The organism is Pseudomonas sp. GW823-FHT04A03 (genome assembly GCF_058796615.1).
On sequence record NZ_JBXAIV010000005.1, the window covers coordinates 228,825 to 249,013 of the forward strand.

The following is a 20,189-nucleotide window of genomic DNA, read 5'->3' on the forward strand; positions in this document are numbered from 1 at the left end:
TCAGAAGTGCCACGGGTGTGAATCAATCCCAGTCATTATCATCATCGGGACGTGGCGTACTTTTTCTGATGATCGGCGCGTTTAGATAGTTACGAATGTTCTCTCGGTTTTTATCGCTAAAACGGTTGGCATTGCTACGTAATGGTGAGGATGCAGCGCTCATGATCGTTTCGCTCCACCAACCGTTGTAAAGAATCTCGCTGTCTTCATGGGTTGCACCGAACATGTGGCCTGTTTCGTGAGCAGGGGTCATGTCACTTGTTGTTGAAGCTATACCGGCGTAGCCTTGGGATTGGGAAATTCCCAGTACGCTGCTGGTTATATCATTACGGGTCAGCAATAAATATTTGTTGAATCGTGTATGCGATTCGTCCAGGAGGAGAGCGCCGAAATGTGTTTTTAACTTTTCTTTCCAGGCGTCCAGAGAAACAGCGGCGGAGATGTTTTTATAATAAAAGTCACTCAGGGTCTTTGCTTCTGACGGGCTGAACATATTGACCGTTATCTTACGGCCGGAGAGGTTCTGGATTTCATCGGAAAACCAGGAGAAATGGGTTTCGTACAGTTTGTATCTGCTGTAGCTCGACAAGTCCTCATGGATGAAGACATTCAGTGTTAAAGGCTGGTTGATCATGTTCAAATCCTTTTGATGTTTTTAATTGCTTGATAGTTGTGAGCGGGTGGGATGGTTTCAGCTATTCTGCTATTAGGGTTTTGCACGTGTTTTCAATATGCATTTGTTGTTGTGCAATATCCGTGTTTTTTGTCTTTGGTTATTTTTTCTTTGATTTTTAAGTGTGTGGTGGGCTGTATATCATTTAATTTCTATTGTGGCTTTTAGGAAAGTTTTGAATTTTATTGCATGAGGTCATGAGGAAGTTTAAGTGCGCTCTCCATTCAATCTATTGATCCTGCTTCACGCATGAAAATCGAAGAAATATTCTTGAATCTCGAGTCAGCAAAATGTGTGGTTCCGGGCAGATGACAGATGGTCGCCACGGGGGCTGTTTATTGCTTTCTTTGCGGTATACTGCGCGGCCTTCGGCCGGTTCGTCCGGCCATTTTTCCTACAACAAGCCACGCATCCTGCGTGGCTTGTTGTTTTTGACGCGCCTGCGGGCGCCCAGAGAGAAGAGGCGCGACGATGAGTGCACTGGTTGGCGTGATCATGGGCTCCAAGTCCGATTGGTCCACCCTTAGCCACACCGCCGATATGCTGGAAAAGCTCGGCATCCCTTACGAGGTCAAGGTGGTTTCCGCCCATCGCACCCCGGATCTGCTGTTCCAGTACGCCGAAGAGGCTGAAGGCCGCGGCATCGAGGTGATCATCGCCGGTGCCGGTGGCGCAGCCCACCTGCCAGGCATGTGTGCGGCCAAGACCCACCTGCCGGTCCTGGGCGTACCGGTGCAGTCGGCGATGCTTTCGGGCGTCGACTCGCTGCTGTCGATCGTGCAGATGCCGGCCGGCATTCCGGTTGCCACCCTGGCCATCGGCAAGGCGGGCGCGATCAACGCAGCGCTGCTGTCGGCGAGCATCCTGGGCGCCAAGCATCCACAATTCCACGCGGTACTGAAAACCTTCCGTGCCGAGCAGACAGACAGCGTCCTGGACAATCCAGACCCACGTATTGCCTGAGGTTGTTGAGATGAAGATCGGTGTAATCGGTGGCGGCCAGTTGGGTCGCATGTTGGCCCTGGCGGGCACCCCGCTGGGCATGAACTTCGCTTTCCTCGACCCTGCGCCGGACGCTTGCGCCGCTGCGCTGGGCGAACACCTGCGGGCCGATTACGGCGATCAGGATCACCTGCGTCAGTTGGCCGATGAAGTCGATCTGGTGACTTTCGAGTTCGAAAGCGTCCCGGCTGAAACCGTGGCCTTCCTGTCGCAATTCGTGCCGGTCTACCCGAGCGCCGAAGCCCTGCGCATCGCTCGCGACCGCTGGTTCGAGAAGAGCATGTTCAAGGATCTGGGGATTCCGACTCCGGCGTTCGCCGACATCCAGTCGCAAGCCGACCTGGACACCGCCGTCGCATCGATCGGCCTGCCGGCCGTGCTGAAGACCCGCACCCTGGGTTACGACGGCAAGGGCCAGAAAGTCCTGCGCAAGCCGGAAGACGTGGTCGGTACGTTCGCCGAGCTGGGCAGCGTTGCCTGCCTGCTGGAAGGCTTCGTACCGTTCACCGGCGAAGTGTCGCTGATCGCCGTGCGTGCCCGTGATGGTGAGACGAAGTTCTATCCATTGGTGCACAACACCCACGACAGCGGCATCCTCAAGCTGTCCGTTGCCAGTACCGATCACCCGTTGCAGGCCCTGGCCGAAGACTATTCCAGCCGCGTGCTCAAGCAGCTGAACTACGTCGGCGTGATGGCGTTCGAGTTCTTCGAAGTCGACGGTGGCCTCAAGGCCAACGAAATCGCCCCGCGCGTGCACAACTCCGGGCACTGGACCACCGAAGGCGCCGAGTGCAGCCAGTTCGAAAACCACCTGCGGGCCGTTGCCGGTCTGCCGTTGGGTTCGACCGCCAAAGTCGGCGAGAGCGCGATGCTCAACTTCATCGGCGTTGTACCGCCGGTCGAGAAGGTCATCGCCATCGACGATTGCCATCTGCATCACTACGGCAAGGCCTTCAAGGCCGGGCGCAAGGTCGGTCACGCCAACCTGCGCTGCAAGGACAAGGCGACCCTCGAGCAGCAGATCCTCAAGGTCGAAGCGCTGATCGCCGAGTAACGACAGTTTCATCTGGCAGCGGCGGAACAATTAAGGGGCCGCCGTTCTCTCATGGCAGGATGCCAAAGTCTGACTAGGCTTTGGCATATCTATTATTCAGAGGGAAATGCCATGGGAATTATCGGAACCATCTTTATCGGCCTCATCGTCGGCCTGCTGGCGCGGTTCCTGAAACCGGGCGATGACAGCATGGGCTGGATCATGACCATCCTGCTCGGTATCGGCGGTTCGCTGGCAGCCACTTACGGCGGTCAGGCCCTGGGCATTTATCAGCCGGGTGAAACAGCAAGCTTCATCGGCGCGCTGGTCGGCGCGATCGTGCTGCTGGTGATCTACAGCCTGATTAAAAAGAACTGATCCAAAGCGACAAAGCCCTCTCTGCCAATCCGGCGGGGAGGGCTAGAATGCTCGGCGATTTAGCGTTCCCTCCCTATTCGAGCATCCTTTACCGAGCACCTTCATGCGCCGTCTTTTGTTGACTCTCCTTTTGCTGGGCAGCGGTCTGGCCCACGCCGGCGAACTGCCGGAAACCGACTGGCTGGAACTGATGCCCAAGTCGGACCAGAAAGCCCTCGAGGCCATGCCTGAAATCGACCACAACTCGCCGGAAGCCACCGGCACCTTCACCGAGAAGGGCGGGATGAAGCAGGCCAAGGGTTTGCCGGCGGTGATGTATTCGACCAAGACCGTGGCGTCGATGAACGATAAGCACATCCGCATCGGTGGTTATCCAGTGCCGCTGGAATCCGACGCCAAGGGCCGCAGCACGCTGTTCTTCCTCGTGCCGTACCCGGGCGCATGCATCCATGTGCCGCCACCGCCGCCGAATCAACTGGTGCTGGTGCGTTATCCAAAGGGCTTGAAGCTGGATGACATCTACACGCCGCTGTGGGTGACCGGCACGCTGAAGATCGAGAAGGTCAGCAATGATCTCGCCGACGCGGCGTATGCGCTGGAGGCGGACAAGGTGCGGGTGGTGCAGGAATCGGATCTGTAATTCAGACCCGCAAAAAAACGCAGCCTCAGGGCTGCGTTTTTTGTTTTCAGAGCGGCTGGCTGCCGACGCTGACGCCCATGGTGTGGCTGGCATCCGGTGCCAGGTTCACCACATCGTCCATCACATTCGCGGTTTCGATGCAGAGCATGCGCTGCCAGCCGTCGTTGTCCATGTCGCTGAACGCGGCGGCGCGGTCGATCCACGGGTTCCAGATCACCGCCGTGCGTGAGCCGGTAGCGGTCAGCACGATGCGCCGTTCCCAGGCCGGATCGACGATGCTCAGTTGCGGCGGAGCGTCGAGGTAGATGCGGTCGGTTTCCCCGGCAAAACGCAGGTCGCCTTGCTGGGTGTGAGTCTTCCAGTCGTCCAGGGTCTCGATGTAATCCAGGCCATCCACGCCTTCGACGCGCACGTTGCGCACATCGCTGACCGCGAAATAGCTGTGCAGCGCCTGGCTGATGCTGACGGTGTCTGCACCACGGTTGTGGCTGGTCAGGCTGATGTGCAACTGATCGTCGAGACGCAGGGTCAGGGTCAGGTCGACCTGATGCGGCCAGCCCGGAAAACCGCCTTCGGGGTAGGGCAGCTTGAACTCTACCTTGAGGCTTTCACCTTCGGTTTCGATACCGCCCAGTTCCCAATCCATCGCCCGGACAAATCCGTGGGCGGCGGCCGGTTCTTCGCTGACGCGCATCGCCTGCACGCTCTGCGGGTTGCGGGCGAAGACGCCGAACCACGGCCAGCACACCGGCACGCCGGCGCGGATGCTCTTGCCGGTCTTGAACACGGCCTTGTCGTTCAGCCAGATCAGCGGCGGCTGGCCGTCCACCTGATAACTGAGGATGTGCGCGCCTTGCTGGGCCACCAGCACTTCGGCCTGACCGTGGCGGATGCGCCAGCAGTTCAGTTCATCCAGTTTCACGGCTTCAACGTTGGGCGTGTTCATGGGACAACTCTCGATCAGCAACTTGGACGACTATCGACCGTGAAACGGCCGCGAGGTTTAACGTGCGCGTGGCGGAACCGAACGGGTGCGGCCACTGCCATCGATGGCAACGAACACGAACACCGCTTCGGTCACTTTACGCCACTCGCTGGACAGTGGATCGTCGCTCCACACCTCGACCATCATCTGGATCGAGCTGCGGCCGATTTCCAGGGTCTGGGTATAAAAGGACAATTGCGCGCCGACAGCCACCGGCACCAGAAACGCCATGCGATCGATGGCCACGGTCGCGACACGGCCGCCGGCAACACGGCTGGCCATGGCAGTGCCGGCCAGGTCCATCTGCGCCACCAGCCAGCCGCCGAAAATATCGCCGAAGCCGTTGGTTTCGCGGGGAAGCGCGGTGATTTGCAGGGCCAGGTCGCCTTGCGGGATCGGATCTTCTTGTTCGAGCTCTATCATGCCGGGGGTGCCTCTGACCCGTGACTCTTCGTTGGGTATTGCTGGTGGTAGCCGTCTTCGGGAAAAACGATTCAGCACCGAACATACTACGTTCGTCACGTTTTCCATCAGGCGCCTAAGGAGAAACTCTGCGAAACCGGCTAATCCCGAGCAAGGGTCGGGCCAACGACGTTTTCGCACAGCAACCCCTTACAAACCGGAGCAAGGTTGCGAGTATATCGGTCGGTAGACTCCGCGACGACCGTCCGGTTCTGATTTCGACCGGCAAATACGCGCCTCTATGTGCTTTTTCGAACAATTTGCTATGGTGCCGAACCTGCCCGAGCCACAGCCAGCGTTGTTGTGGCGGCAGATCCGACTATAAGAGAAGACCTTGCCATGACCACAGCGCCCTCGAGCCTCGCGCAGCCCGACCAACCCGCACGACCGTTGACCCGCAATGACTACAAGACTCTGTCGCTATCGGCCCTGGGGGGCGCGCTGGAGTTCTACGATTTCATCATCTTCGTGTTCTTTGCCACCGTGGTCGGCAAATTGTTCTTCCCGGCCGACATGCCCGAGTGGCTGCGCCTGATGCAGACCTTCGGCATCTTCGCCGCCGGTTATCTCGCACGGCCGCTGGGCGGGATCGTGATGGCGCACTTCGGCGACCTGCTGGGGCGCAAGAAGATGTTCACCCTGAGCATTTTCATGATGGCCGTGCCGACCCTGATCATGGGCCTGCTGCCAACTTACGCGCAGATCGGCATGTGGGCGCCGATCCTGCTGCTGTTGATGCGCGTCATTCAGGGCGCGGCCATTGGCGGTGAGGTTCCGGGGGCATGGGTCTTCGTTTCCGAACACGTACCCGGCAAGCACATCGGCTACGCCTGCGGCACCCTGACCAGCGGCCTGACGGCGGGCATCCTCCTCGGTTCGCTGGTCGCCACGGCGATCAACAGCATTTATACGCCAACGGAAGTTTCGGATTACGCCTGGCGGATCCCGTTCCTGCTGGGTGGCGTGTTCGGTCTGTTCTCGGTCTACCTGCGCCGCTGGCTGCACGAAACTCCGGTGTTCGCCGAACTGCAACAGCGCAAGGCCCTGGCCGAAGAAGTGCCGCTGCGCGCCGTGCTGCGTGACCATCGTGGGGCAATCGCGGTGTCGATGCTGCTGACCTGGCTGCTGTCCGCCGGCATCGTCGTGGTGATCCTGATGACCCCGACCGTGCTGCAAACGGTCTATCACTTCTCGCCGACCACCGCGCTGCAATCCAACAGCCTGGCGATCGTATTCCTGAGCCTGGGCTGCATCATTTCCGGCGCACTGGCAGATCGCTTCGGTGCCGGTCGGGTGTTCGTGTTCGGCTGCCTGGGCTTGCTGGCCAGTTCCTGGACCTTCTATCACAGCCTCGCCGATCACCCGGACTGGCTGTTCCCGCTGTATGCGCTGACCGGTTTCCTGGTCGGCACCATCGGCGCGGTGCCATACGTGATGGTGAAAGCGTTCCCGCCGGTGGTGCGCTTCAGCGGTCTGTCCTTCTCTTATAACGTCGCCTACGCCATCTTCGGTGGCCTGACGCCGATGGTGGTCAGCCTGCTGCTGAAAGAAAGCGCTATGGGGCCTGCCTACTATGTGGCGGTGCTGTGCGGGATGGGGATCCTGGTCGGCGCGTGGCTGTGGAGCAAAGGTCGCTAAGCCAACTTCACACGTTCGGTTACAACTGAAAGGCCAGCCTTCCGACAGGGATGCTGGCCTTTCATCCAATTGTCATATTTCAGCCATAGAGTGTTCACACGGCCTGCTGATACTTGGCCCCGACTTAACACACCCTATCTGCTAGGAGTAAGGCATGAAACTGAAGCGTTTGATGGCGGCAATGACTTTTGTCGCTGCTGGCGTTGCGACTGCCAACGCGGTTGCCGCTGTTGACCCTGCTATCCCGAGCTACACCAAGACCACTGGTGTGTCGGGCAACCTGTCCAGCGTCGGCTCCGATACCCTGGCCAACCTCATGACCCTCTGGGCTGAGAACTACAAAAAAGAATACCCGAACGTAAACATCCAGATTCAGGCCGCTGGCTCCGCCACCGCGCCACCTGCGCTGACTGAAGGCACCTCCAACCTGGGCCCGATGAGCCGCAAGATGAAGGACACCGAACTGGCTGCCTTCGAACAGAAATACGGCTACAAGCCAACCGCTATCCCGGTTGCCGTGGACGCCCTGGCTGTTTTCGTTCACAAGGACAACCCGATCCAGCACCTGACCATGGAACAGGTTGACGCGATCTTCTCGTCCACCCGTCTGTGCGGCGCCAAGACCGACGTGAAAACCTGGGGTGACCTGGGCGTGACCGGCGACCTGGCCAACAAGCCGGTTCAACTGTTCGGTCGCAACTCGGTATCCGGCACCTACGGCTACTTCAAGGAAGAAGCCCTGTGCAAAGGCGACTACAAGCCTAACGTCAACGAACAACCAGGCTCGGCTTCGGTCGTGCAGTCGATCAGCTCCTCGCTGAACGGCATCGGTTACTCGGGCATCGGCTACAAGACCGCCAGCGTGAAAACCGTTGCTCTGTCGAAGAAAGGCAGCACTGACTTCATCGAAGACACCGAAGAAAACGCCCTGAACGGCAAGTACCCGCTGTCGCGTTTCCTGTACGTGTACGTCAACAAAGCCCCGAACAAGCCTCTGGCCCCGCTGGAAGCCGAATTCGTGAAACTGGTTCTGTCGAAACAGGGCCAGGAAGTGGTAGTGAAAGACGGCTACATCCCGCTGCCAGCCAAGGTTGCTGCAAAAGCACTGGCTGACCTGGGTCTGCAGGAAGGCGGCGCTGAAGTCGCAAAAAAGTAACAAACTGAGTCAGGGGTGAACCCCGCCTGACTCACGTGTGGGGCCCGGCCCGCAAGCGGCCCGGCCCCCACACTCCCCGAATTCTTCTATCCACTGCCAGTGCCCTGCTGGCGGCGGATTTGGTGCGTCACTGCATTGTCATCTTTCTGTCATACAGGATCGCTAGGGTGTGCGCATGAATGATCTGGCCAATTCCAAAATGACTACGAACCCTCCCAAGCGCATTGATTTCAATACGCCTGAGTTGCAACGCAAGCGCCGCATTCGCGCGCTCAAGGATCGCTTCACCCGCTGGTACGTCCTCGTCGGCGGTCTGGCGGTGCTGGCAGCCATCACCCTGATCTTCTTCTTCCTCGCCTACGTGGTCGCGCCGCTGTTCAAAGGTGCTGACCTGAGCGCGAAAGACGCAATCACCCCAGCCTGGATGCAGGACGCCGGCAAGCCGCTGATGATTTCGCTCGAAGAGCAGAATCAGGTGGCCATGCGCGTTTCCGACAAGGGCCAGGCGCTGTTCTTCGACATCGACAGTGGCGCTGAATTGAAGCGCGTCGATCTGCCTTTGCCGGCAGGCGCCAGTGTGACCTCCATCGGCGAAGACCAGCCGGGCCATCCTCTGGTGGCCGTGGGCCTGTCCAACGGTCAGGCGCTGGTGTTCCGTCACACTTATAAAGTCAGCTACCCCGACGGCAAGAAAACCATCACCCCGGCCATCGAGTATCCGTATGGCGATGCACCGATCGCGCTGAACGAAAGCGGCGGTGCGCTGGAGCACGTCAGCCTCAACGCCACCGATTCGACCCTGATGCTGGTCGGTTCTACCGGTTCGCAACTCAATGTGCTGTCGCTGACCAGCGAAGAAAACATGATGACCGGCGAAGTCACCAACGAGCAGAAGCGTATCGATCTGCCGCAGATGACCGAGCCTGTGAAAAACATCTTCGTCGACCCGCGTCAGCAGTGGCTGTACGTGGTCAACGGGCGTGCCCAGGCCGATGTGTTCAGCCTGCGCGACAAGAGCCTCAACGGTCGTTACAAACTGCTGGAAAACGGCGAAGCCGAAGTCACCGCCGCCACGCAACTGGTCGGTGGTATCTCGCTGATCGTCGGTGACTCCAAGGGTGGTCTGGCCCAGTGGTTCATGGCCCGCGACACCGATGGGGAGCTGCGCCTGAAGCAGATCCGCACCTTCCAGATGGGCACCACGCCAATCGTTGAAATTTCCGCCGAAGAACGTCGCAAAGGCTTCCTGGCCCTGGATGCCAGCGGCAAGCTCGGCGTGTTCCACAGCACCGCGCACCGCACCTTGCTGGTCGATCAGGTGGTTGAAGGCCAGGGCCTGTTCGGCCTGTCGCCACGCGCCAACCGCGTAATCGTCGAAGCCGGCGGCAAGCTGCAACCGTTGCTGCTCGACAACCCGCACCCGGAAGTCTCGTGGAGCGCGCTGTGGAGCAAGGTCTGGTACGAGAACTACGACGAGCCTAAATACGTCTGGCAATCGACCGCCGCCAACACCGATTTCGAACCGAAACTGAGCCTTTCGCCACTGACCTTCGGCACCCTGAAAGCCGCGTTCTACGCGATGCTGCTGGCTGCACCGCTGGCCGTCGCCGCTGCGATCTACACCGCGTACTTCATGGCGCCGGGCATGCGCCGCAAGGTCAAACCGGTGATCGAGCTGATGGAAGCGATGCCGACGGTGATCCTCGGTTTCTTCGCCGGCCTGTTCCTCGCACCGTATGTGGAAGGGCACCTGCCGGGCATTTTCAGCCTGCTGATGCTGCTGCCGATTGGCATTCTGATCGCCGGTTTCACCTTCAGTCGTCTGCCTGAATCGATCCGCCTGAAAGTCCCGGACGGCTGGGAAAGTGCGCTGCTGATTCCGGTGATCCTGTTCGTGGGCTGGCTGTCGCTGTACATGAGCCCGTTCATGGAGAACTGGTTCTTCGGCGGTGACATGCGCATGTGGATCTCCCACGACCTGGGCATCACCTACGACCAGCGCAACGCTCTGGTGGTCGGTCTGGCCATGGGCTTTGCGGTGATCCCGAACATCTACTCGATCGCCGAAGACGCTGTGTTCAGCGTGCCGCGCGGCCTGACCCTGGGCTCGCTGGCCCTCGGTGCCACGCCGTGGCAGACCATGACTCGCGTGGTGATCCTGACCGCCAGCCCGGGCATCTTCTCGGCGCTGATGATCGGCATGGGCCGTGCGGTCGGCGAAACCATGATTGTGCTGATGGCCACCGGCAACACCCCGGTCATGGAAATGAACCTGTTCGAAGGCCTGCGCACCCTGGCCGCCAACGTCGCGGTGGAAATGCCGGAGTCGGAAGTCGGCGGCAGCCACTACCGCGTGCTGTTCCTTTCGGCGCTGGTGCTGCTGTTGTTCACCTTCGTCATGAACACCCTCGCGGAACTGATTCGTCAGCGTCTGCGCAAGAAATACTCGTCGCTTTAAGCAAAGGTAGAAGTCTGTGAAACAGAACTCCCTGAAAGGATGGTTCAAGAGCGGCGCCCCTGGCGTCTGGATCAGCGGCGGCGCGGTGTCCATCGCGGTCATCATGACCATTGGCCTGCTGGCGGTGATCGCCGTGCGCGGTCTGGGTCACTTCTGGCCGGCGGATCTGATCCACGCCAGCTATGACGTACCGGGCCAGGGCCAGCATCTGGTCGTGGGCGAAGTGGTGCAGAAAGAAGAAGTGCCACGCGCCCGTCTGAAGAGCGCCGGCCTGCCGGTGCCGGACGAAGGTCCGGAATTCATGACTCGCGAGCTGATCAAGGTCGGCAACCGTGACCTGAACGGCAACGACTTCACCTGGATCGTCGGCGAGTGGCTGACCAACCAGACCACGCCGGTGGAACTGATGGCGCTGGAGCGTCGTGAGTGGGGCAACTTCTACGGCTACCTGGTCAACGTCAAACAGGACGGCAAGGTGATCGCCGAAGGCGAAGCGGCCTGGCCTGAACTGCAAGCGCGGATCAACCGTGTGAACGGCCTCGCCTCGCAGCTCAAGTCGCTGGAAAAAACCGACATCGGCGCGATCAACGCCGGCCTCGAGCGCATCCGTCTGCACGGTCGCAAGCTGGAGCTGGAAGGCAAGCTCGACGCCACCGCGCAAGCGGACATGGAATCCGAGCGCGCCGAGCTGAACGCCCGTTATCAGGACATCGAAGCCCGTCTGGCCGACCTGCACGCGCAGTTCAACCGTGACGCTTTGACCGCTCGTGATGCCAACGGCAAGGAAATCGAAATCGGCCTGGGCAAAGTGGTTCACGCCTATCAGCCGAACGCCATGGGCACGATGACCAAGATCGGTTTCTACTTCAGCAAGGCCTGGGAATTCCTGTCCGATGACCCGCGTGAAGCGAACACCGAAGGCGGGATTTTCCCGGCGATCTTCGGCACCGTGATGATGACCCTGATCATGGCGATGATCGTGACCCCGTTCGGCGTGCTGGCGGCGGTGTACCTGCGTGAATACGCCAAGCAGAACACCCTGACCCGGGTGATCCGGATCGCGGTGAACAACCTGGCGGGTGTTCCGGCGATTGTTTACGGCGTGTTCGGTCTGGGCTTCTTCGTCTACGTGCTCGGTGGCTCGCTCGACCGTCTGTTCTTCCCTGAAGCGCTGCCGGCACCGACCTTCGGTACGCCGGGTCTGCTCTGGGCTTCGTTGACCCTGGCGCTGCTGGCGGTGCCGGTGGTGATCGTGGCAACAGAAGAAGGTCTGGCGCGTATCCCGCGCACCGTGCGTGAAGGCTCGCTGGCCCTCGGCGCGACCAAGGCTGAAACCCTGTGGAAGATCGTTCTGCCGATGGCCAGCCCGGCCATGATGACCGGCATGATCCTCGCCGTGGCTCGCGCCGCCGGTGAAGTGGCGCCGCTGATGCTGGTGGGTGTGGTGAAACTGGCGCCGTCGCTGCCGGTGGACGGCAACTACCCGTATCTGCACCTGGATCAGAAGATCATGCACCTGGGCTTCCACATCTACGACGTCGGCTTCCAGAGCCCGAACGTCGAGGCCGCGCGGCCGCTGGTGTACGCCACGGCGCTGCTGCTGGTGCTGGTGATCGCCACCCTGAACCTGTCGGCGGTGTACATCCGTAACCACCTGCGCGAGAAGTACAAGGCGCTGGACAGCTGATCGCCGTCACAAGAATTGAAGGGCTGCCGGCCTGTATACCGGCAGCCAACCGAACCGAATTTGTTAGCACAGGGGATCTCCCATGCAGCACGAAACACATACCCACGGCATCAACATGTCTGCCCTGGGCCGCGACAAGCAGAGCCTGAACCTCGAGCAGGAAACCGTGGCCATCGAAGTGCCGGGCCTGAGCCTGTTCTACGGCGAGAAACAAGCGCTGTACGACGTCAGCATGAACATCCCGAAACAGCGCGTGACCGCCTTCATCGGCCCGTCCGGCTGCGGCAAGTCCACGCTGCTGCGCACCTTCAACCGCATGAACGACCTGGTGGACGGCTGCCGCGTCGAAGGCGCGATCAACCTGTACGGCAACAACATCTACCGCAAGGGCGAAGACGTGGCCGAGCTGCGTCGCCGGGTCGGCATGGTGTTCCAGAAGCCTAACCCGTTCCCGAAAACCATCTACGAAAACGTGGTCTACGGCCTGCGCATCCAGGGCATCAACAAGAAGCGCATCCTCGACGAAGCCGTCGAGTGGGCACTGAAAGGCGCGGCCCTGTGGGACGAAGTGAAAGACCGTCTGCATGACTCGGCCCTCGGCCTGTCCGGTGGTCAGCAACAGCGTCTGGTGATCGCCCGGACCATCGCCGTGGAGCCGGAAGTGCTGCTGCTCGACGAACCGTGCTCGGCCCTCGACCCGATCTCGACCCTGAAAGTCGAAGAGCTGATCTATGAGCTCAAATCCAAGTTCACCATCGTCATCGTGACCCACAACATGCAGCAGGCGGCGCGGGTGTCCGACTACACGGCGTTCATGTACATGGGCAAACTGGTGGAATTCGGCGACACCGATACCCTGTTCACCAATCCGGCCAAGAAGCAGACCGAAGACTACATCACCGGTCGTTACGGCTGACAGTTGCGGGTTATTCACAGAATTGACGCTGCGGCCCGCCGCACCTTACCGGACGCTCCAAGGACGCCAACATGATTAGTAAAGAAGGCCTTACCCATCACATTTCCGCGCAGTTCAACGCCGAACTGGAAGAAGTGCGCAGCCACCTGCTGGCCATGGGCGGGCTGGTCGAGAAGCAGGTCAACGACGCGGTCACCGCGCTGATCGAGGCCGACTCGGGCCTGGCCCAGCAAGTGCGCGAGATCGACGACCAGATCAACCAGATGGAACGCAACATCGACGAAGAATGCCTGCGCATTCTGGCCCGTCGTCAGCCGGCGGCGTCCGACCTGCGTCTGATCATCAGCATCTCCAAGTCGGTGATCGACCTGGAGCGCATCGGCGACGAAGCGACCAAGATCGCCCGTCGTGCGATTCAGTTGTGCGAAGAAGGCGAAGCGCCGCGCGGTTACGTCGAGGTTCGCCACATCGGCGACCAGGTGCGCAACATGGTCCGCGATGCGCTGGATGCGTTTGCCCGTTTCGACGCCGATCTGGCTCTGTCAGTGGCGCAGTACGACAAGATCATCGACCGCGAATACAAGACCGCCCTGCGTGAGCTGGCGACCTACATGATGGAAGACCCGCGCTCTATCTCGCGGGTCTTGAGCATTATCTGGGTGCTGCGTTCGCTGGAGCGGATCGGCGACCACGCGCGCAACATCTCGGAGCTGGTGATTTACCTGGTGCGCGGCACCGATGTGCGCCACATGGGCCTCAAGCGCATGAAGGAAGAAGTTGAAGGGACAAGTGGCGAAACCGCTAATGTTCCGGGCGATGCTGACGATAAGTAAGATTGCCTGAGAAAAGCGCCCGGCCCTTTGGCCGGGCGTTTTTGTTTCTGCTTTTCATAGGCAGAAGCGAATTAAAAAGCAGCACCCGCGAACGAAAAGTCCCGGCGTGACTGAAGAGTTTTGGCAATGTGCCATCAGCCAGCGTTATGCTTGCCGGGATTTTAATAGGGGTGTTGGATGAGCAAGATCAGTGTGTTGGTCGTGGACGATGCATCGTTCATTCGTGACCTGGTGAAAAAGTGCCTGCGTAATTACTTCCCGGGGATCCGCACCGAGGACGCCATCAACGGCAAGAAGGCCCAGGCCATGCTGGCCAAGGAAGCCTTCGACCTGGTGCTGTGCGACTGGGAAATGCCGGAAATGTCCGGCCTCGAACTGCTGACCTGGTGCCGTGAGCAGGACAACCTCAAGACCATGCCATTCATCATGGTCACCAGCCGGGGCGACAAGGAAAACGTCGTGCAGGCGATCCAGGCCGGTGTCACCGGTTACGTCAGCAAGCCGTTCACCAACGAGCAACTGCTGACCAAGGTCAAGCAGGCCCTGAACAAGGTCGGCAAGCTCGACACCCTGATGAACAGTGCCCCGACCAAGATGAACTCGGCATTCGGCAACGACTCCCTGAGCGCATTGACCGGTGGCAAGGCCGCGGTCTTCGGTTCCGCACCGACTGCTGCGGCAGCCAATCCGTTTGCCAAGCCTGCCGCTGCGGCCCCGGCACCTGCCGCCGCGCCACAGCGTGGCCTGCTCAACAGCCCGCCCGTGAAAGCCCCAGCCTCCAGCGCTCCGACCGGCGGTCGCGGTCAAGGCCAACTGCGCCTGCCAAGCGGCACCCAGCAATGCGTGATCAAGGCCCTGAGCATCAAGGAAGCGCTGCTGGTGGTGAAACGCACCGACACCCTGCCGCAGATCCTCGACAGCGCCGTGCTGGACTTGGAGCAGGGCGACAACGCCGAAATCGCCCGCCTCAACGGCTACCTGCACGCCGTCGTCGCTCACGAGCCGAAACCCGACAGCGACTGGTTGCAACTGACCTTCCGCTTCGTCGACCAGGACGCGCAGAAGCTCGACTACATCTCCCGCCTGATCGCCCGCGGCACGGCGCAGAAGCACTTCGTTCCGGGCGCTTGATCTTCGTCGCCTGACATTGATCGTTCCCACGCTCCGCGTGGGAATGCCTCAAGGGACGCTCTGCGTCCTCACGCATGGGACGCAGAGCGTCCCGGGCTGCATCCCCACGCAGAGCGTGGGGACGATCATCTCCTGCACCTGCCAATTTGAAACATCTGTCGACTAGCCTGGTCTGCTTCAGCTGCTAGGCTCATTCCCAGGCCTTACTCGACAGAACTTTTGCCCATGCCCCTGCGCCTGCTGTTTTTCTGTGGTCTGTTCATGGCCTCCACCTCGACTGTGGCCATGACGATCTACAAATCCACCGATGCCAACGGAGTGGTTTCGTACAGCGACCGTCCGAGCAAAGGCTCCCAGGTGTTCGTGTTTCAGGACCGGATGGTCGAGCGCCTCGAGCGCCAGGTCTATCTCGACATCAAGAAGCAGAAGGGCGCGGACGTGGTGTTCGTGCGCAACGACCTGTACGCGCCGGTCGAGGTTGCACTGGCGTTTACCGGGATGAGCAACGTGCGCGGCGCACCGGCGCAAACGATCCGTCGGGTGCTGCCGGCGCGCAGCAATACGCGGCTGGCGTTGCTGACGGCGGTGTCCGGTGGCAAGCCGCTGGTGTATACGCCGATGTTCCAGTATTCCCTCGGTGACCCAGCTGGCGCGGCTCAGGGCTATCGCTATCCGTTTCCGTGGCGTGGCGGGCCGTTCCGTCTCAGTCAGGGCGCCAATGGCGATTACAGCCACTTCGGGCCGAAGAACAAGTACGCGATGGACATCGCCATGCCGGTCGGCACGCCGATCATTGCGGCGCGGGCCGGGGTAGTGGTGAAGACCGAGAATGCCCAGAATGGGCGCGGCACCGATCCGTCCGGCAACTTCGTGCGGATCCTGCACGACGACGGCACGATGGGCGTGTACCTGCATCTCAAGCAAGGATCGGTAAGTGTGCGCGAAGGGCAGCGAGTGACGGTGGGCAGTCCGCTGGCGCTGTCCGGCAACACCGGCAACAGCAGCGGCCCGCATCTGCACTTTGTGGTGCAGCGCAACACCGGGATGGGGCTGGTGTCGATTCCGTATCAGTTCAACCGGCCGCTGGGGGCGTTGCCCAACTTTGCGTTGGGCAAGCAGTAAACCCCGTCAGTCGAGCATCAGCACCTTGGCTAGAATGATCTTCGGACCTTTCATCTTCTTGATGATGATCCGCAGGCCTTCGACTTCCAGCACTTCCTCCTCTTCCGGCACCCGCTTCAGGGTTTCGTAGATCAGCCCGGCGAGGGTTTCGGCTTCGATGTGGTCCAGGTCGATCCCCAGCAGGCGCTCGACCTTGAACAGCGGCGTATCGCCTCGTACCAGCAACTTGCCTGGCTGGTAGGCGAGGATGCCGCGCTCGGCCTTGCGGTGTTCGTCCTGGATATCGCCGACCAGCACTTCCAGCACGTCTTCCATGGTCAGGTAGCCGATGATATTGCCGTCGGCCTCTTCGACCACAGCGAAGTGCGAGCCGCCCTTGCGGAACTGCTCCAGCAGCTGCGACAGCGGCATGTGCCGCGATACGCGTTCCAGCGGGCGGGTCAGTTCGGCGAGGTTGAACGACTCGGGAATGTGATCCAGCGCTGCCAGTTCCAGCAGCAGGTCCTTGATGTGCAGCAGGCCGACGAATTCCTTGCGCTCGCTGTCGTACACCGGATAACGGCTGAACTTGTGGCGACGAAACATCGCCAGGATTTCTTTCAGCGGGGCGTTGAATTCGAGGGTGATCAAGTCTTCCCGGGAGTTGGCCCAGTCGACCACTTCCAGCTCGCCCATTTCCACCGCCGAGGCAAGCACACGCATGCCCTGGTCGCTCGGATCCTGGCCACGGCTCGAGTGCAGGATCAGTTTCAGTTCTTCGCGGCTGTAATGGTGCTCGTGATGCGGGCCGGGTTCACCTTGCCCCGCAATGCGCAGGATGGTGTTGGCGCTGGCGTTGAGCAGGTAGATCGCCGGGTACATGGCCCAGTAGAACAGGTACAGCGGCACCGCCGTCCACAGCGACAGCAGCTCGGGTTTGCGGATCGCCCAGGATTTGGGTGCGAGTTCGCCGACCACAATGTGCAGGTAGGAAATGATGAAGAACGCGGTGAAGAACGAGATGCCTTTGACGACTTCGGCCGACTGCACACCCACCGCGCTCAGCAGCGGTTCGAGGATGTGCGCGAACGCCGGCTCACCGACCCAGCCCAGGCCCAGGGAGGCGAGGGTGATACCGAGCTGGCACGCCGAGAGGTACGCATCGAGCTGACTGTGCACCGTGCGCAGGATGTGTCCGCGCCAGCCGTGCTGCTCAGCGATGGCTTCGACCCGGGTCGAGCGCAGTTTGACCATGGCGAATTCCGCCGCAACGAAGAAGCCGTTGAGCAAAACCAGGATCAGAGCGAAAAGAATCATGCCGAAATCGGCGAATATTGTTGCGAGGGACAAGCCAGGGGAAGGGTCCATGATGGAGTTTTGCGGGTTCCGTGTGATTCGAAAGAAAGAAAAATCCGCACCTGAAAGGCAGGCGCAAGTCAGCCAATGTAGCGGCTGACCTGGCGATTGCCTAGTCCGGCATTACTCAGCGGCGCTGATGACCCGTGCCTGAGCGACCTGCGCCGGGGCGAAATGGCAGGTGAACGTGCTGCCATGACCGGGCACGCTGCTGATCTCCATCCGTGCGCGATGGCGCAGCAGCACGTGTTTGACGATGGCCAGGCCCAGGCCCGTGCCGCCGGTGTTGGAGTTGCGGCTGGAGTCGACGCGGTAGAAGCGTTCGGTCAGGCGCGGCAGGTGTTTGCTGTCGATGCCGATCCCGGAATCCTGCACGCTGAGATGCGCGCCCTGATCGTCGCCCCACCAGCGGATGCGGATGTTGCCTTCGGCCGGGGTGTATTTGACGGCGTTGAACACCAGATTGGAAAACGCACTGCGCAGTTCCGCCTCGCTGCCCTTGAGCAGAATGCTGGTGTCGGCTTCCAGGGTGATGCGCTGATTTTTCGAGCCGGACAACTGCTGCGCGTCGCTCTTGATCGACTGCAGCAGAGTGTCGATGTGCACCGGCTGGTTGTCCGACGGGTAATCGGTGGCTTCCAGTTTGGCCAGCAGCAGCAAGTCGTTGAGCAGGGTCTGCATGCGCCCGCCCTGTTGCTGCATCTGCTGCAGGGCACGGCTCCAGCGCGGATTCACTTCCTCGACGTTGTCGAGCAGGGTTTCCAGGTAGCCGCAGATCACCGTCAGCGGGGTGCGCAGCTCATGGGAGACGTTGGCGATGAAGTCTTTGCGCATCTGTTCCAGCTGATGGATGCGCGTGACGTCGCGCACCAGCATCAAGTGTTCGTTGTTGCCGTAGCGCGTGAGGTACAGCTGGATGCGCACGCGATCGTTGGTCGGCGAGGGGATTTCCAGCGGTTCGGCGTAGCTTTCCTGCTCGAAGTATTCCTTGAAGCGCGGATGGCGAACCAGGTTGGTCACCGGTTGGCCGCTGTCCTGCGGAGTCTTGAGGCCGAGCAGGGTTTCGGCGGCGCGGTTCCACCATTCCAGGTTGCCGTCGCTGTCGAGCATGATCACCGCGTCTTTCAGCGCAGCGGTGGACTCCTGAACGCGGTCGATCACCGCTTGCAGACGCCCGCGTACCCTTTGATCGCGGCGTTGCAGATGGTAGATGCTGTCGAACACCTCGCCCCACAGACCGTAGCCGTCGGGCGGAGCTTCATCGGGTTGGTGCAGGCGCAGCCATTCGTGCAGGCGCAGCAGTTGCTTGAGCGTCCAGGCCAGGTACAGGCCCAGTCCCGCCGCCAGACTCCAGCCGTAGTAGCCGGTGATCAGGCCGATCACCAGGCAGCCGGTGACCAGCAACAGCATGTGGCGAATCAGGGTGCCATGCCAGTTTTGGTTCACGGAAAATGCGGTCCTTGTCTACGGTGAGGGCTCGGCTCAGGCCTTGGTGGAGAACCGGTAGCCGGTGCCGCGCACGGTTTGTACCAGATTTTCGTAGGCGTCGCCGAGGGCTTTGCGCAGGCGCCGGATGTGCACGTCGACGGTGCGCTCTTCAACATAGACGTTGCCGCCCCAGACCTGGTCCAGCAACTGGCCACGGGTGTAGGCGCGTTCCTGGTGGGTCATGAAGAATTGCAGCAGACGGTATTCGGTCGGGCCCATCTCGGCCGGACGGCCATCGATGGTCACGCGGTGGCTGATCGGGTCGAGCAGCAGGCCGCCGACTTCGATCGGCGCTTCGCCATCGGTCGGGCCGGCGCGACGCAGCACCGCCTTGAGGCGTGCCACCAGTTCGCGTGGGGAAAACGGTTTGGTGATGTAGTCGTCGGCGCCGACTTCCAGGCCCTGGATCTTGTTGTCCTCTTCGCCCTTGGCGGTGAGCATGATGATCGGGATGTCCCCGGTCAGCTCGTCACGCTTGAGGCGGCGGGCCAGCTCGATGCCGGAGGTGCCGGGCAGCATCCAGTCGAGCAGGATCAGGTCCGGTTTACGGTCGACGATGATGGCGTGGGCCTGCTGCGAGTTCTCTGCCTCGAGGCAGTCATAGCCGGCCATTTCCAACGCAACGGCGATCATTTCGCGAATGGGCGCTTCGTCGTCGACGATCAGAATGCTCCTGCCAACCATGCCTTAATCCTCTTGTCATTTAACTGTCTTGCGCCGCATTAGATAACGGAATTATTGCAGTCGTGTGACAGTATTTTAGTCCAGCGGCGATTGTGCAAATCCTGAACTAAGCTCTAAGTCCGAATCCTGACAACCACAAGAGAAGGTTTCCATGACTCAAATGACTGCTTCCTTTAAGGCTTTGCTGATGGCTGCCGCCCTGACTCTGCCTGGACTGGCAATGGCGGCCGAGCCGGCCATGATGAAAGACGGCATGATGGTCGATCACAAAGGCATGACGCTTTACACGTTCGACAAGGACAGTGGCGGCAAGTCGATGTGCAACGGCGATTGCGCCAAGAACTGGCCGCCACTGATGGCGCCGGCAGATGCCAAGGCTGAAGGTAAATGGACGGTCATCAAACGTGATGACGGCATGATGCAGTACGCCTACGACGGCAAGCCGCTGTACACCTTCGTGAAAGATGCCAAGCCGGGCGATATGACCGGTGACAAGATGAAGGACGTGTGGCACGTGGTTCACGAGCACAAGTAAGCCACTGGCAGTGAAGCTGGATCGCGGCCCGCA

General features: G+C 60.5%; 19 protein-coding genes. 13 read left to right on the forward strand and 6 right to left on the reverse strand.

The window, feature by feature from the left end; genetic code table 11:
- Positions 1-22 precede the first annotated feature (22 nt).
- Positions 23-634, reverse strand: a complete 612-nt coding sequence (locus AC1Q9F_RS15915; protein ID WP_492620255.1) for a zinc metalloprotease — start codon at positions 632-634, stop codon at positions 23-25.
- Positions 635-1,144: 510 nt separating this feature from the next.
- Here AC1Q9F_RS15915 and purE point away from each other — a divergent pair.
- From purE to AC1Q9F_RS15935, 4 genes are all read left to right on the forward strand, one after another.
- On the forward strand, positions 1,145-1,636 hold the full coding sequence (gene purE, locus AC1Q9F_RS15920; protein ID WP_007954291.1) for a 5-(carboxyamino)imidazole ribonucleotide mutase: 492 nt from the start codon (positions 1,145-1,147) through the stop codon (positions 1,634-1,636).
- 10 nt (positions 1,637-1,646) lie between these two features.
- Positions 1,647-2,729 carry a 5-(carboxyamino)imidazole ribonucleotide synthase gene (locus AC1Q9F_RS15925; RefSeq protein WP_492620254.1) on the forward strand — a complete coding sequence of 361 codons (1,083 nt, stop codon included), beginning with the start codon at positions 1,647-1,649 and terminating at the stop codon, positions 2,727-2,729.
- Between the two features lie 111 nt (positions 2,730-2,840).
- The gene (locus tag AC1Q9F_RS15930) at positions 2,841-3,086 is read left to right on the forward strand and encodes a GlsB/YeaQ/YmgE family stress response membrane protein (protein WP_492620253.1); all 246 of its coding nucleotides are present in this window, start codon (positions 2,841-2,843) and stop codon (positions 3,084-3,086) included.
- A gap of 103 nt (positions 3,087-3,189) precedes the next feature.
- Complete coding sequence (locus AC1Q9F_RS15935; RefSeq protein ID WP_027610367.1) at positions 3,190-3,726, forward strand: DUF3299 domain-containing protein; 537 nt, start codon at positions 3,190-3,192, stop codon at positions 3,724-3,726.
- A gap of 46 nt (positions 3,727-3,772) precedes the next feature.
- Here the strand turns inward: AC1Q9F_RS15935 and AC1Q9F_RS15940 are convergent, their stop codons facing one another.
- The gene (locus tag AC1Q9F_RS15940) at positions 3,773-4,672 is read right to left on the reverse strand and encodes a D-hexose-6-phosphate mutarotase (protein WP_492620252.1); all 900 of its coding nucleotides are present in this window, start codon (positions 4,670-4,672) and stop codon (positions 3,773-3,775) included.
- A 57-nt stretch (positions 4,673-4,729) separates the two neighbouring features.
- Positions 4,730-5,134 carry an acyl-CoA thioesterase gene (locus tag AC1Q9F_RS15945; protein ID WP_003229628.1) on the reverse strand — a complete coding sequence of 135 codons (405 nt, stop codon included), beginning with the start codon at positions 5,132-5,134 and terminating at the stop codon, positions 4,730-4,732.
- A 378-nt stretch (positions 5,135-5,512) separates the two neighbouring features.
- On the opposite strand from AC1Q9F_RS15945, the gene AC1Q9F_RS15950 reads away from it, so the two are divergent.
- From AC1Q9F_RS15950 to AC1Q9F_RS15985, 8 genes are all read left to right on the forward strand, one after another.
- Entirely contained in the window at positions 5,513-6,811 is a 1,299-nt protein-coding gene (locus AC1Q9F_RS15950; RefSeq protein WP_492620251.1) for an MFS transporter, read from the forward strand.
- A 154-nt stretch (positions 6,812-6,965) separates the two neighbouring features.
- A complete protein-coding gene (locus tag AC1Q9F_RS15955; protein WP_007954316.1) occupies positions 6,966-7,967 on the forward strand; it encodes a phosphate ABC transporter substrate-binding protein PstS in 1,002 nt (333 codons plus the stop codon).
- Positions 7,968-8,391: 424 nt separating this feature from the next.
- Complete coding sequence (locus tag AC1Q9F_RS15960; RefSeq protein WP_230737782.1) at positions 8,392-10,425, forward strand: ABC transporter permease subunit; 2,034 nt, start codon at positions 8,392-8,394, stop codon at positions 10,423-10,425.
- A gap of 16 nt (positions 10,426-10,441) precedes the next feature.
- Complete coding sequence (gene pstA, locus AC1Q9F_RS15965; RefSeq protein WP_492620250.1) at positions 10,442-12,112, forward strand: phosphate ABC transporter permease PstA; 1,671 nt, start codon at positions 10,442-10,444, stop codon at positions 12,110-12,112.
- An 82-nt stretch (positions 12,113-12,194) separates the two neighbouring features.
- Complete coding sequence (gene pstB, locus AC1Q9F_RS15970; RefSeq protein WP_065258233.1) at positions 12,195-13,028, forward strand: phosphate ABC transporter ATP-binding protein PstB; 834 nt, start codon at positions 12,195-12,197, stop codon at positions 13,026-13,028.
- Positions 13,029-13,099: 71 nt separating this feature from the next.
- A complete protein-coding gene (gene phoU / locus AC1Q9F_RS15975) occupies positions 13,100-13,861 on the forward strand; it encodes a phosphate signaling complex protein PhoU (RefSeq protein WP_007954334.1) in 762 nt (253 codons plus the stop codon).
- Between the two features lie 177 nt (positions 13,862-14,038).
- Positions 14,039-14,992 (forward strand): response regulator, encoded by a 954-nt coding sequence (locus tag AC1Q9F_RS15980; RefSeq protein WP_492620249.1) that lies wholly within the window; start codon positions 14,039-14,041, stop codon positions 14,990-14,992.
- Positions 14,993-15,217: 225 nt separating this feature from the next.
- Positions 15,218-16,114, forward strand: a complete 897-nt coding sequence (locus tag AC1Q9F_RS15985) for a peptidoglycan DD-metalloendopeptidase family protein (RefSeq protein WP_492620248.1) — start codon at positions 15,218-15,220, stop codon at positions 16,112-16,114.
- A gap of 6 nt (positions 16,115-16,120) precedes the next feature.
- Here the strand turns inward: AC1Q9F_RS15985 and AC1Q9F_RS15990 are convergent, their stop codons facing one another.
- The 3 genes from AC1Q9F_RS15990 to phoB all read right to left on the reverse strand — a co-directional run bounded on the left by AC1Q9F_RS15990 (position 16,121) and on the right by phoB (position 19,621).
- Complete coding sequence (locus AC1Q9F_RS15990) at positions 16,121-17,461, reverse strand: hemolysin family protein (RefSeq protein WP_007954342.1); 1,341 nt, start codon at positions 17,459-17,461, stop codon at positions 16,121-16,123.
- A gap of 111 nt (positions 17,462-17,572) precedes the next feature.
- The gene (gene phoR / locus AC1Q9F_RS15995; RefSeq protein ID WP_218887987.1) at positions 17,573-18,859 is read right to left on the reverse strand and encodes a phosphate regulon sensor histidine kinase PhoR; all 1,287 of its coding nucleotides are present in this window, start codon (positions 18,857-18,859) and stop codon (positions 17,573-17,575) included.
- Between the two features lie 72 nt (positions 18,860-18,931).
- The gene (gene phoB / locus AC1Q9F_RS16000) at positions 18,932-19,621 is read right to left on the reverse strand and encodes a phosphate regulon transcriptional regulator PhoB (protein WP_003229608.1); all 690 of its coding nucleotides are present in this window, start codon (positions 19,619-19,621) and stop codon (positions 18,932-18,934) included.
- A gap of 151 nt (positions 19,622-19,772) precedes the next feature.
- Here phoB and AC1Q9F_RS16005 point away from each other — a divergent pair, with 151 nt between their 5' ends.
- Complete coding sequence (locus tag AC1Q9F_RS16005; RefSeq protein WP_007954346.1) at positions 19,773-20,156, forward strand: COG4315 family predicted lipoprotein; 384 nt, start codon at positions 19,773-19,775, stop codon at positions 20,154-20,156.
- Positions 20,157-20,189: the final 33 nt, after the last annotated feature.